Origin of the sequence: Streptomyces niphimycinicus, from assembly GCF_018883605.1 — a bacterium.
GTDB lineage: Bacteria > Actinomycetota > Actinomycetes > Streptomycetales > Streptomycetaceae > Streptomyces > Streptomyces niphimycinicus.
Genome location: NZ_JAHLEM010000052.1, coordinates 1 through 12,141 on the forward strand (window position 1 = coordinate 1; position 12,141 = coordinate 12,141).

The 12,141-nt window shown below is 68.3% G+C and carries 10 protein-coding genes; 7 read left to right on the plus strand and 3 right to left on the minus strand.

The window, feature by feature from the left end; all coding sequences use genetic code 11:
• Together KN815_RS06415 and KN815_RS06420 are read right to left on the minus strand one after the other, a co-directional pair.
• A partial coding sequence (locus KN815_RS06415) for an AMP-binding protein (RefSeq protein WP_216340770.1) occupies positions 1–1,222 on the minus strand: 1,222 nt, incomplete at its 3' end.
• A gap of 32 nt (positions 1,223–1,254) precedes the next feature.
• Positions 1,255–2,334 (minus strand): TauD/TfdA family dioxygenase, encoded by a 1,080-nt coding sequence (locus KN815_RS06420; RefSeq protein WP_216340771.1) that lies wholly within the window; start codon positions 2,332–2,334, stop codon positions 1,255–1,257.
• A 181-nt stretch (positions 2,335–2,515) separates the two neighbouring features.
• Here KN815_RS06420 and KN815_RS06425 point away from each other — a divergent pair, with 181 nt between their 5' ends.
• From KN815_RS06425 to KN815_RS06455, 7 genes are all read left to right on the plus strand, one after another.
• Entirely contained in the window at positions 2,516–3,538 is a 1,023-nt protein-coding gene (locus KN815_RS06425; RefSeq protein ID WP_216340772.1) for an AraC family transcriptional regulator, read from the plus strand.
• Positions 3,539–3,900: 362 nt separating this feature from the next.
• Complete coding sequence (locus KN815_RS06430; protein ID WP_216340773.1) at positions 3,901–4,959, plus strand: beta-keto acid cleavage family enzyme; 1,059 nt, start codon at positions 3,901–3,903, stop codon at positions 4,957–4,959.
• Between the two features lie 105 nt (positions 4,960–5,064).
• Entirely contained in the window at positions 5,065–6,036 is a 972-nt protein-coding gene (locus tag KN815_RS06435) for a quinone oxidoreductase family protein (RefSeq protein WP_216340774.1), read from the plus strand.
• Between the two features lie 40 nt (positions 6,037–6,076).
• Complete coding sequence (locus KN815_RS06440) at positions 6,077–6,997, plus strand: TauD/TfdA dioxygenase family protein (RefSeq protein ID WP_216340775.1); 921 nt, start codon at positions 6,077–6,079, stop codon at positions 6,995–6,997.
• A 30-nt stretch (positions 6,998–7,027) separates the two neighbouring features.
• Positions 7,028–8,359: an MFS transporter gene (locus tag KN815_RS06445; protein ID WP_216340776.1), complete on the plus strand. Its 1,332-nt coding sequence runs from the start codon at positions 7,028–7,030 to the stop codon at positions 8,357–8,359.
• The gene (locus KN815_RS06450) at positions 8,356–8,940 is read left to right on the plus strand and encodes an RBBP9/YdeN family alpha/beta hydrolase (RefSeq protein WP_216340777.1); all 585 of its coding nucleotides are present in this window, start codon (positions 8,356–8,358) and stop codon (positions 8,938–8,940) included. The genes KN815_RS06445 and KN815_RS06450 overlap by 4 nt, the downstream gene beginning before the upstream one ends.
• Before the next feature lie 86 nt (positions 8,941–9,026).
• Positions 9,027–11,018, plus strand: coding sequence for an acetoacetate--CoA ligase (locus tag KN815_RS06455; RefSeq protein ID WP_216340778.1), 1,992 nt, complete (start codon positions 9,027–9,029; stop codon positions 11,016–11,018).
• A gap of 84 nt (positions 11,019–11,102) precedes the next feature.
• On the opposite strand, the gene KN815_RS06460 is transcribed toward KN815_RS06455, so the two are convergent.
• The gene (locus KN815_RS06460) at positions 11,103–12,089 is read right to left on the minus strand and encodes a YeiH family protein (protein WP_253208799.1); all 987 of its coding nucleotides are present in this window, start codon (positions 12,087–12,089) and stop codon (positions 11,103–11,105) included.
• Positions 12,090–12,141: the final 52 nt, after the last annotated feature.

The window sequence follows — 12,141 nt, forward strand, 5'->3', positions numbered from 1 at the left end:
AGACGTTGTATCCGCCGCGGATGATGAGGTCCTTCTTCCGGTCGACGATGAAGTAGTAGCCATCCTCGTCAACACGGGCGAGATCGCCACTGTGGAACCACCCGTCCCGGATGGCTTCCGCAGTGGCATCCGGACGGTTCCAGTACCCCCTCATCACGTTTTCGCCGCTGATCGCGATCTCACCGACCTCGCCCGGTCCGACCGTGGTGCCATCGTCCGCGACCAGCATGAACTCGACCCCGCGGATGGGGAGACCGATCGAACCGGCCTTGCGCGGCCGGTCCGGAGGGTTGAACGAGGCGACCGGCGATGTCTCCGAGAGGCCATAGCCCTCCAGCACAGTGACGCCGAATTGTCGTTCGAAGCCGTGCAGTACCTCGACCGGCAACGAAGCACCCCCGGAGACGGCCAAACGCATCCGCGAGAGGTCGTAGCCGTCGCGGACCCCGGCGTGGAGCAGGGCCGTGTACATGGTGGGGACACCCAGGAAGACGGTGACCCCGTCCCGGGCCATGATCTCCAGCGCCTTGGCCGGCTCGAACCGCGGCAGCAAGGTCAGCGTGGCGCCGGCCGCGATGGCGGTGTTGAGTGCGCAGGTCTGTCCGAAGGCGTGGAACATGGGCAGACCGCCGAACAGTACGTCGTTCGACCCGATATGGAGCACTGTCTCGACCGTGGTGGCCGCGTTGGTCATCAGATTGCGGTGGGTCAGCTCGGCGCCCTTCGGGGTTCCCGTCGTGCCCGAGGTGTAAAGGATCACGGCAGTGTCGTCCGCCGCCCGGTCGACGATCTCGGGCATCGGTGCGGTGGCCCGCACGAGATCGTCGAATGCCGCGGAGCCGGTGACCAGGGACTCGGCGCCGACCTCTGCCGCGGCCGTCGTGACCTCGTCCGCGAACAGGGGGAACGTCACCACGATGCGGGACCCGGAATCCCGGAGCGCGAACGCGATCTCGCGGGCCTTCAACAGCGGGTTCATCGGCACCACTACTCCGCCCGCGCGGAGGATGCCGTAGTACACGATCGGGAAATGGGTGACGTTGGGCATGACCAGCGCGACGCGATCGCCCGGCCGCATGCCCTTGGCGCGCAACAGCGTGGCGACCCGGGCGCCGGCGTCGTTCAGCTCGGCATAGGTGAGGTCGATCTCGCCCTGGCGAAGGGCGACTCGGCTCCCGTCGGCCCCAGCGGATTCCGCCAGGAGTGCGGCGAGGTTGCTCATACGGTTCCCCTCAGAATTCGGCATGGTGGCGGTCACCGCAGGCGATGGGAGCCGCCGGGGCGGCGGTGTTGCCTCGCGATCACGTCGCGGGGGGCGATCCCGCCGCTGCCCGGGCCGTTGGCCATGTGCGGATCGCCCCAGAGGCCCGGCGGCAGGTCGCGTCCCTGCCGCAGGGCCAGCCACAGCCGCAGCACATGGCGCTTCCGCTCGGCCTCGGCGTGGTCCTCGTACTCCGTGCGGGAATGCAGCACCGCGTGGTTGTTCAGCAGCAGCAGGTCGCCGACCTCGAAGTCGACGTCCAGCCGAAGCTCGGGAGACCCCGCCAGTTCGTCGATGAGATCGAAAAGTTCCACGTCCGCCGGCTCCAGACGAGGGACCTCGGGGAAGCGCTGTGCGGATTCGAGGTAACAGCGGTGGTAGCGGATGCTGAGCTTGCCCCCGTACCAGCACGCGAGCGGAACCGCGTAGTACGGTCGCTCGCCAGGGGCCTGCTCCTCCCGGCGGTCGAGGAAATGCCTGCGGTACAGCCGCTCGACCAGATCCGGTCGCCGTGCCAGCACGGCGTTGTAGATCGCGGCCGAGCTGACGACCGCGGTGCGTGCGCCCGAGCGGGCCGATTGCAGACAGAGCAGCCCGAGGACATCGGAGCCGTCGGTGTGGAACGGCAGCCCTTCCCTGGTCTGATAGCCGCGCGTCGCGGGGTCGGCCATGGTTCGGCCGGTGTCCCGGGCGTGGCCGAGCACGTGGCCCGCCGCGTTCTGCGACACCGGAGTTCCCAGGTGCTGATTGAGTCCCCAGAAAATGGTGCTCGCCGTCGCCCGGCTGTACCGCTCGACCGGAATGCGTTTGATGAGTACGAAGCCATGCCCGTTCTCCAGTACGTCGGCGATGCGCGCCAACTCTCCGGCCAGGGTCGGCAGCGGAAAGTCGCCCGCGCTCACCTTCAACAGCGGAACACCTCGATCGCGTACCACACGCAGGGCTGCCTCGAGCTCGTCGATCTGCGCCGGTGTGAGCCGCAGGACCCACTCGTCGGAGTCCGCCAGGTCTGGGCCGTGCCACACGGCCCGCCCGGTGCGGGACCGGCGCAACACCTTGATCACGCTGGTCACGGTGGCCTCCCTGGGATCGTGGTCCGTCGAGTCGGAGCCACGGTCGGTTCCGGTCGGCTGGGATGCCGAACGTCGGGCGGCGGGCTCTCGCGGTGGTGCAACGTTAGGTCAGGCTCTGCCGCACCGCTTGACCCGGTGTGACATCTGACTTATCAAGTGGGGACAACCCCTGGAGTACGCGATGAAGCCACTCGTCCGCAACGCGGCGCTGAACAGCTACGTCGAGCTCAGCCGGTCGCTCGGCATCGACCCGCGGGTCCTGATGAAGCGGGTGGGCCTGGACCCCGTCGGCCTCGCGGTCCAGGACAGATGGATCTCCGGTGTGGCCGTGACCCAGCTACTCGAACTCTCGGCGGCGGCCTCGCGCCGCGAGGACTTCGGCCTGCTTCTGGCCGAGCGCCGCCGCCTCTCCAATCTCGGCCCCATCAGCCTGGTCATCCGTGAGGAGCCGGATGTCCGGAGCGCGGTCGAGCTTCTCGTACGCCACGAGTACATGTACAACGAAATGCTCCACAGTCGGCTCTCCGAGGCGAATGGCCTGGCCACCCTCAAAGTGGCCCTGGAGCTGGGTGAGGCCATGTCGACACGCCAGGCCATGGAGCTGGCCGTGATGGTGTTCCACCAGGTCCTCCGCGGTTTCCTCGGTGCTCGGTGGCAGCCGGTGGCTGTGTGTTTCACACACAGCGCGCCCGCGGACACCGGGACACATCGGCGCGCTTTCGGCCCCACACTGGAGTTCGACCGGGAATTCAACGGGATTGTCTTCTACGCCAGTGATCTCAACGTGCCCAACCCCATGTCGGATCCGCTGCTCCACGCCTACGCGCGGCAGTACTTCGACTCCATCGCGGTCTCGAGGGACACGACCGCACCGGACCGCGTGCGCGAGCTGATCGAAGTCCTGCTGCCGACCGGGCGCTGTTCGATCGAGCAGGTCGCTTCCAGCCTCGGCGTCGACCGGAGAACCGTCCACCGGCACCTATCGGCCTCGGGCGAGTCGTTCTCCTCCCTTCTGAACGCGACGCGCACTCAGCTCGCGGAGCAACTTGTGGCGAACCAGCGCCGCTCGTTAACAGAGATCTCCGGGCTGCTGGGGTTCTCCGCACCGAGCGCTTTCTCACGGTGGTTCAGCGAACAGTTCGGTTGCAGCCCGAGGGAGTGGCGTCTCCGGCGAACGAGGCAGCAGCATTCGGGCGAGGAGTGACCACCAGGCGATCCCTCACGCCGACTTGAGCCGCGACGCGAGGCCGGGGCGACGCCGGCCGGGGGCGCCGGTCCCCAAGTGATAAGTCGGGTGTCACCGGCGGTAAAGCGGGGTGGCGTAACCGGCCCTTAACGTTGTCTTACCGCAAGGGACACCGCAGACCTCACCAGGACGAGCAGAAACCCTGCTCGCGGTGCCATGCGCCCTGCCGGGACCCGCTGATCGTATCCGGGCACCTGGCGAGTCCGGGAATCCCGTCCGCAATCCCGCTTCGATCCCCGCCGTCCTCCTCAGACCTCGCATCGCAGGCAGTGACGCGTATGGCGTGGCGAGTGAGGACCATCAGACAAAGGAGATGGACCGTGCACTTCTTCGATGACTCCCTGTACCCGGAGAACCAGGAGAAGCTGGTCATCCAGGCCGCGCCCTACGGGCCGGAGTGGCTGCCCGGTGATGCCGATGACCTCCCGCTCACGATGGACGAGCACGTCCAGGCGGCGGTCGACTGCTACAACGCCGGCGCCACGGTTCTGCACATCCATGTGCGCGAGCTGGACGGCCACGGTTCCAAGCGCATGTCCATGTTCAACGAGCTGATGGCCCGGCTGCGCGAGGCCGTGCCGGACATGGTCCTACAGATCGGCGGGTCGATCTCCTTCGCTCCCGAGGACGAGGGTGGCGACGCCAAGTGGCTCAGCTACGACACCCGCCACATGCTGGCCGACATCACCCCCCATCCGGACCAGGTCACGATCGCGATCAACACCAACCAGATGAACATCGTCGAGCTCTTCGACGACGAGGACATCGAGGGCACCTCGATCTCCAAGCCGGGGTACTACCAGGCATACCGGGACATGGTGGTCGAGGCCGGACCGGAGTTCTACCTCGAGCACCTCGAGCGGCTCCGGGCCAACGGCATCCAGCCGCACTTCCAGCTCGCCAACCTGTCCCAGCTTGAGACCGTGGAGCGGCTGATCCGAAAGGGTGTGTACAACGGCCCGCTGGTGCTCAACCTCGTCGCCATCGGCGGTGGGTTCACCGGCCGGCACCCGGCCGACCTGATCGAGTTCATCCGCCGTGTCCCGGACGGCGCCGTTCTCACCGTCGAGGCATCCATGCGGGCGGTGGCGCCGATGAACGCGATCGGCATCGCCTTGGGCACGCATGTGCGGGTGGGCAACGAGGACAATCTGTGGCGCCACAAGGGCGAGCGGATCTCGTCCGTGGCGCAGGTCGAGCAGATGGTCCAGATCGCGAACGCGCTCGGCCGGGAGATCGCCACCGGACAGGAGGCGAAGAAGATCTACAAGCTCGGCGAGTGGTACTCGGACACCGACGAGACCCTGGCCCAGCTCGGCATGGTGCCCAACCGCCGTCCCGGCCGGCGCGGCTCCATGCTGCGCGACACCAAGAACTGACCCAACCCGTCAGCGGCGGTCGCGGAACCCGCACGGTATCCGCCCCGGGCGATTCCGTCCTCGGCCCGTGACCGCCACCCCGCACATGAGTAAACGGAGCAACTTGTGGCACATGCCATTCGCTTCCACGAGGCCGGTGGACCGGACGTCCTGAAGTGGGAAGAGGTCACCGTCGGTGACCCGGGCCCGGACGAGGTACGGATCCGGCACGTCGCCGTCGGACTCAACTTCGCCGACACCTACTTCCGTACCGGCCTGTACCCGGCTCCGCTGCCCGCGGGGCTCGGCGTGGAGGCTTCCGGTGTGATCGAGGCAGTGGGCGAGAACGTCACGCATGTCACCGAGGGTGACCGCGTGACCTACACCGGCAGCCCGCTGGGCGCGTACAGCACGGAGCGGGTCATGCCCGCGGACTCGCTGATCAAGCTGCCGGAGGAGATCAGCTACGAGACCGCCGCGGCGATGACCATGCGCGGCCTCACCTCGTCCTACCTGCTGCGCCGTATCCATCCCTTGAAGTCCGGCGACACCGTACTGCTCCACGCGGCGGCCGGCGGCGTCGGCCTGATCTTCTCCCAGTGGGCCAAGCTGCTCGGCATCACCGTGATCGGCACGGTCTCCAGCGAGGAGAAGGCCGAGATCGCCCGCGCCCACGGCTGCGACCACATCATCTACTACCGCCGCGAGAACGTGGCCGAGCGGGTGCGCGAGCTGACCGGGGGCAAGGGTGTCCCGGTCGTCTTCGACAGCGTCGGCAAGGACACGGTCGCCGGATCCATGGCCTCGCTGCGGCGCCGCGGCCTGCTGGTGTGCTTCGGTACGGCCTCCGGTGTCCCACCGCTCGACGCCATGCAACTGGCCATCCACGGCTCGCTGTTCGTGACCCGGCCCGCGCTGGCCGACTACATCGCCGAACCGGCCGAACGGGCGGCCCTGGCGGGCGAGCTGTTCGGACATGTCGCGGCCGGCCGCATCAAGATCGAGATCAATCAGCGTTACGCCCTCCAGGACGCGGTGCAGGCACACCGCGAAATGGAGGCGGGACGAACGACGGGATCTTCCATCTTCGTCCTCTGAGCACTCCGTGCCCCCCTCAGTCATCCCAGGAGTGAGCACCATGCCCCAGACCATCCCCACGGCGAAAGACGACGCGCCTGCCCTGGTGCGCCCGAGCGTCCTCCGCACCTCCCTCACCGCCCAGCCGCTGACCTGCACCATCGGCGCCGAACTCTTCGGTGTGAACCTCGGTGACGCCGCACGCGACGACGACCTGTTCGCCGAGATCAGGAATCTGCTGCTGCGGCACAAGGTCCTGTTCGTGCGCGACCAGGACATCACCCGCGCCGAGCACGTCGCCTTCGCCTCGCGCTTCGGCCCGCTGGAGGACCACCCGGTGCTCGGCAGCGACCCGGACAACCCTGGGCTGGTCCGCATCTACAAGGACCTGGACAGCAAGCCCGAGCACTACGAGAACGCGCTCCACTGCGACGCGACCTGGCGGGAGTGCCCGCCCATGGGAGCCGTGCTGCGCTGCGTCGAGGGGCCCGAGGTGGGCGGCGACACGATCTGGGTCAACATGGCCGAGGCGTATCGCAAGCTGCCCGAGCAGATCAAGACGCAGATCGCCGACCTGCGCGCACGACACAGCATCGAAGCGACCTTCGGCGCCTGCATGCCGATGGAGCGGCGCCACCAGCTAAAGGCCCAGTACCCGGACCCGGAGCACCCGGTGGTGCGTACCCACCCCGAGACCGGGGAGAAGATTCTCTTCGTCAACGCCTTCACCACGCACCTCGTCAACTACCACACGCCCCAGAACGTGCGTTTCGGCCAGGACTACGCGCCCGGGGCGAGCCATCTCCTGAACTACTTGATCAGCCAGGCGGCCGTCCCCGAGTACCAGGTGCGCTGGCGCTGGCGGAAGAACAGCTTCGCCATCTGGGACAACCGCTCCACACAGCACTACGCCGTCCAGGACTACTGGCCCGCCGTCCGCAAGATGGAGCGCGCCGGAATCGTTGGTGACAGAACCTTCTAAGCCCCGGTCCACGACGAAAAGGTGACGACCATGGGACTGCAAACGACTGCCACGAAGGTGCCGGAGACGTCTCCCGTCACACCGGCCGTGTCCCGCGGCTATGCCTGGCTGGTGTTCGCCCTGAGTTTCGGGCTTCTGCTGTCCGACTACATGTCGCGACAGGTCCTCAACGCCGTCTTTCCTCAGCTAAAGGCCGAATGGCTGCTCTCCGACTCCAAGTTGGGGTCGCTCAGCGGCATCGTGGCCCTGATGGTCGGTGTGCTCACCTTCCCCCTGTCGCTCCTCGCGGACCGGTGGGGCAGGGCCAAGAGCCTGGTGATCGCCGCAGTGGTGTGGAGTCTGGCGACTTTGGCCTGCGCCGTTTCCGCCGGCTACGGCCAGATGTTCGTGGGCCGGTTCCTCGTGGGCGTCGGAGAGGCGGCCTACGGAAGTGTCGGTATCGCGGTGGTTCTCAGCGTCTTCCCCGTCCGTATGCGGGCCACGCTCTCCGGCGCGTTCATTGCGGGAGGGTCGTTCGGATCCGTGCTGGGCGTGTCGATCGGCGGCTTCATCGGCCAGGCGTACGGCTGGCGCTGGGCGTTCGGTGTCATGGGCGCCTTCGGACTGGTGCTGGCCGCGGTCTTCGGATTCGTGGTCACCGACAAGAAGCTCGGGTCGGTCGCGAGCAAGGACAGCCGCCAGTCCGGTGAACGTCCTCCCCTCGGGCCTCAGCTACGGCGGCTGTTCTCCTCGGTCTCCGTCATCTGCGCCTACATCGGCAGCGGGGCCCAGATGTTCATCACGGCGGCCATGCTGGCCTGGATGCCCAGCTTCCTCAACCGCTACTACGACCTGCCTACCGGGAAGGCCGGACTGGCTGCCGGGGGCTTCGCGCTGATCAGCGGCACCGGAATGATCCTCTGCGGGGTCGTCGCGGACCGCCTCAGCAAGAGGGCCGGGATCCGGAAGTGGACCGTTGCGATCGCTTGCAGCCTCGGGTCGCTCGTTCTGCTGACGACCGGGTTCCAGCTACCGACCGGGCCGGCGCAGCTCATCGTGATCGCCGCCGGGACGCTGGTGGTCGGCGGCGCTTCCGGCCCGGCGGCTGCCATGGTGGCGAGGCTGACCCCGCCCGGCATCGCGGCGACGGCCATGGCCACACTCACCCTGGCCAACAGTCTGATCGGGATTGCCCCGGGGCCCGCGGTGACCGGCGTACTCGCGGACCGCTGGGGTCTGCTCGGCGCGCTGGAGGTGGTCCCGCTGACCGCGCTCGCAGGCAGCGTGGCCTTCGCCATCGGCAGGTTCTCCTACGACAAAGATCTGCGCCGCATGGGGCTGCTCCCCGACCCGGCGCTCCCGACCCCGGAGTATTCGTCATGAGCCTCACCCCCTCGCCGACGATCGTGATAGTCCCCGGACTGCGTGATCACGTGCCGGACCACTGGCAGACCATCCTCGCCAACAAGATCGAAAACTGCCGTTCGGTGCCGCCGCTGGAGAAGGACAGGCTGGCCTGCGACGCCCAGGTCGCCGCCTTGGACGGGTTGCTGTCGGACATCTCCGGCGAGGTAGTGCTGGTCGCCCACAGCGCCGGTGTGCTGACCACCGTGCACTGGGCGCAACGGCACCGTCGTCCGATCCGGGGTGCGCTGCTGGCGGCTCCGCCGGACTTCGCAACGCCGTTGCCGGAGGGCTACCCCACCCCGGAAACCCTGCGCGAGAACGGCTGGACGCCGACCCCGCGGACACCCTTGCCGTTCCCCAGCATCGTCGCGGCGAGCAGGAACGACCCCCTGGCCGCTTTCGGATGCGTGACCGACCTCGCACGGGCATGGGGCAGCCGCTTGGTGGACGTCGGACCGGTCGGACACCTCAACCCCGCCGCCGGCTACGGCGAATGGCCTGCGGCCGAGGAGTTCGTCCGCGAGCTCGGCCGAGTCTCGCCCCACAGGACCGTCTGACGTACGACGGCGCTCCCCTCCGGCTCCCTCCCGCCCGCCCAGGGCGGGAGGGAGCCGTCCGTACGATCCCGCCCATGGAGGCGCTCATGAGCACCGACACCGAACTGCTGTGGTCCCCGAGCCGCTCGATGGCCGAAAGGTCCAACGTCGCCGGTTTCATGCGCTGGCTCGGCCAGTCACGAGGACTCTCCTTCTCCGACTACCCGGAGCTGTGGCGATGGAGCACCACCGACCTGCCCGCGTTCTGGTCGGCGGTATGGGAGTTCTACGGCCTCGACGCCGTCAGCGACTACGATGTGGCGCTGGCCGACCCTTCGATGCCCGGGGCATGCTGGTTCCCGGGAGCCCGGCTGAACTTCGCCGAGCGATGCCTCGGCCGTGCCACGGACGCACGCCCGGCGCTGATCAGCGTCTCCGAAGACGGCGTTCCGGTGGAGACATCGTGGGCGCGGCTCAGGCGCGACGTCGCCGCCGTCGCCGCGTCATTGCGAGAGATGGGCGTGAGGCCCGGTGACCGCGTTGCCGGCTACCTTCCGAACACCTCGCACGCCGTCGTCGCGTTGCTGGCCAGTGCCGCTGTGGGCGCGGTGTGGACGGTGTGCTCGCCGGACTTCGGTACCCCCAGCGTGCTCGCGCGGCTGCGGCAGGCGCAGCCGAAGGTTCTGGTGGCCGCCGACGGCTACCGCTACGGGGGCAAGGAGTTCGACCGGCGTCCTGCGGTCGCCGAGATCGTGGAGGGGCTCCCCACGGTCCGGCATCTGATCGCGGTCGACCACATCCACCCGTCCGCCACCGCGGCGCCATGGTCGCGGCGACCTGATGTGGTGCCGCACACATGGTCCGCGCTGCTCGGGAACCCGGCCGAACTCGACTTCGCGGACGTCCCCTTCGACCACCCACTGTGGGTCCTGTGGTCATCGGGCACCACCGGTGTGCCGAAGGGCATCGTGCAGAGCCACGGCGGCATCGTGGTCGAGTTGCTCAAGGCGCTCGGCCTCGGCGTCGACCTGCGGAGCGACGATCGGTACCTCTTCCACACGTCCACCAGTTGGATGGTGTGGAACTTCATGGTCGCGGGCCTGCTGCACGGAGCCACGATCGTCCTGTACGACGGCAGTCCCACCTACCCCGATGTCAACGGAGTCTGGCGGGTCGCCGAGCGGACAGGCGCGACGATGGTCGGAGTGGGGGCGGCTTACCTGGTCGCGGCGGAGAAGGCGGACGCACACCCGGCGGCGGACATGGACCTGAGCGCTCTGCGATCCATCCTGCAGACGGGCTCGTCGCTTCCCGCACGCGCTTGGCGCTGGGTTTACGACCGTCTCGCTCCGGATGCCTGGCTACAGTCGATCTGTGGCGGGACCGACATCTGTTCGGTCCTCGCCGGAGGCTCTCCACTGCTGCCGGTGCGGGTCGGCCGGATCCAGTGTCCCGCGCTCGGAGTCGCCCTGGCCGCATGGGATTCCTCCGGACAGCCGCTGGTCGGGGAGCAAGGGGAACTGGTGGTGACCGCGCCACTTCCCTCGATGCCGTTGCGCTTCGTCGGCGACCCCGAGAACCGCCGCTATCTGGCGAGTTACTTCGACACCTATCCCGGAGTCTGGCGTCATGGTGACTGGGTCACGGTCGACCCGGACTTGTCGGTCGTGGTGGCGGGACGCTCGGACTCGACACTCAACCGCATGGGCGTGCGGATGGGGTCGGCCGACATCTACGCCGTTGTCGAGCGGCTCCCGCAGATCGCGGACAGTCTCGTCGTCGGTGCCGAACTGCCGGACGGCCGGTACTTCATGCCGCTTTTCGTCGTCCTCGCCGAAGGGGAGAGCCTCGATGACGCACTCCGGAACACCATCGCGACGTCGATCAGAGCCCAGCTCTCGCCGCGTCACGTTCCGGACGCCGTCGTCGCGATAGCCGCCGTGCCGCGTACCTTGACCGGGAAGAAGCTGGAGGTCCCGGTCAAACGCATCATCCAGGGCGCTCGCGCGGCCGATGTGTGCGCCGCGGGTGCCATCACCCACCCCGAGATGCTCGCTTGGTTCGCGGACTTCACGTCCGGGCTCCCCGCCGCAGGCTGACGTCGCGACCGGGCCCAGTATCGCCTCGGCGGATACGCGGAGCCCGGTCGCTACGACAGGGACCAACTCCCGCGGGACTCCCGCTTACAGGGAACCGGTCAGGAATTGGAGGACGAGGCTGGTGACCGAGACCACCACCCACAGACAGGCACCGAGGACGAGCGGTCGGGGGCCGGTGCGGCGCAGTGCGGCGAGGTCGGTGGACAGCCCCGTCGCGGAGAGCGCGACGGTGATGAGGAAGACCGACAGCTCGCTGAGACCGTGGTGGGCGGCAGCCGGGATGACACCCAGGCTGTTCGCCGTGGTCATCAGCAGGAAGCCGATCAGGAACACGGGTACCAGCTTGACCACCTGAAGCCGGGGACGGGCCGTGCCCTGCGCCGCGGCACGGTCGCGGCGTCTCACCAGCCAGGCCAGTCCCAGGCAGATGGGGATGATCATGAGGCTGCGGGTGAGTTTGACGACGACCGCGTAGTCCCCCGCGGTCTGGCCGTAACTGGTGGCGGCGGCGACCACTGAGGACGTGTCGTTGACCGCCGTGCCGGCGAAGAGGCCAAAGCTGTGCTGGCTCATCCCCAGGAGGTGGCCGAGCAGCGGGAAGGTGAGCACGGCGGCGACGTTGAACAGGAAGATGGTGGAGACCGCGTAGGCCACCTCGACCCCGGCCGCGCCGATGACCGGGGCGGCCGCCGCGATCGCCGACGCCCCGCAGATGCCCGTGCCCACGCCGATCAGCGTGCGCAGGTCCCCGACGATGCCGAGCCACCGGCCGATGCCGTATGCGGCGGTCAGACACACCACCAACGAGCCGACCATCACCGGAATCGAGCCGACGCCCACGTGGACGATCTGGGCCAGCGACAGTTGGGAGCCGAGGAGGACCACCGAAGCCTGGAGGATCCGCTTGCTCGCGAAACCGATGCCGGGGCGCAGCCGTGCTCCTGGCTTCTTCAGGGCGGCCAGCAGCACGCCGAGGACGATCCCGGTCACCGGGCCGCCGACGAGCGGGAACGCCTTTCCCACCACCGTGCTCGCCGCCGCGAGAACCAGGACGAGTGTCAGACCAGGCACGAGAGCGGCCGCGGCGGCCGTTCCCCGGCTTCTGGGCGGGTGGGGCGGCTTG

What these genes read in the sequence shown, in the direction of transcription:
- KN815_RS06425 (WP_216340772.1), top strand. Translation starts at nt 2,516, where the DNA reads ATGAAGCCACTCGTCCGCAACGCGGCGCTGAACAGCTACGTCGAGCTC.
- KN815_RS06440 (WP_216340775.1), top strand. Translation starts at nt 6,077, where the DNA reads ATGCCCCAGACCATCCCCACGGCGAAAGACGACGCGCCTGCCCTGGTG.
- KN815_RS06445 (WP_216340776.1), top strand. Translation starts at nt 7,028, where the DNA reads ATGGGACTGCAAACGACTGCCACGAAGGTGCCGGAGACGTCTCCCGTC.
- KN815_RS06450 (WP_216340777.1), top strand. Translation starts at nt 8,356, where the DNA reads ATGAGCCTCACCCCCTCGCCGACGATCGTGATAGTCCCCGGACTGCGT.
- KN815_RS06455 (WP_216340778.1), top strand. Translation starts at nt 9,027, where the DNA reads ATGAGCACCGACACCGAACTGCTGTGGTCCCCGAGCCGCTCGATGGCC.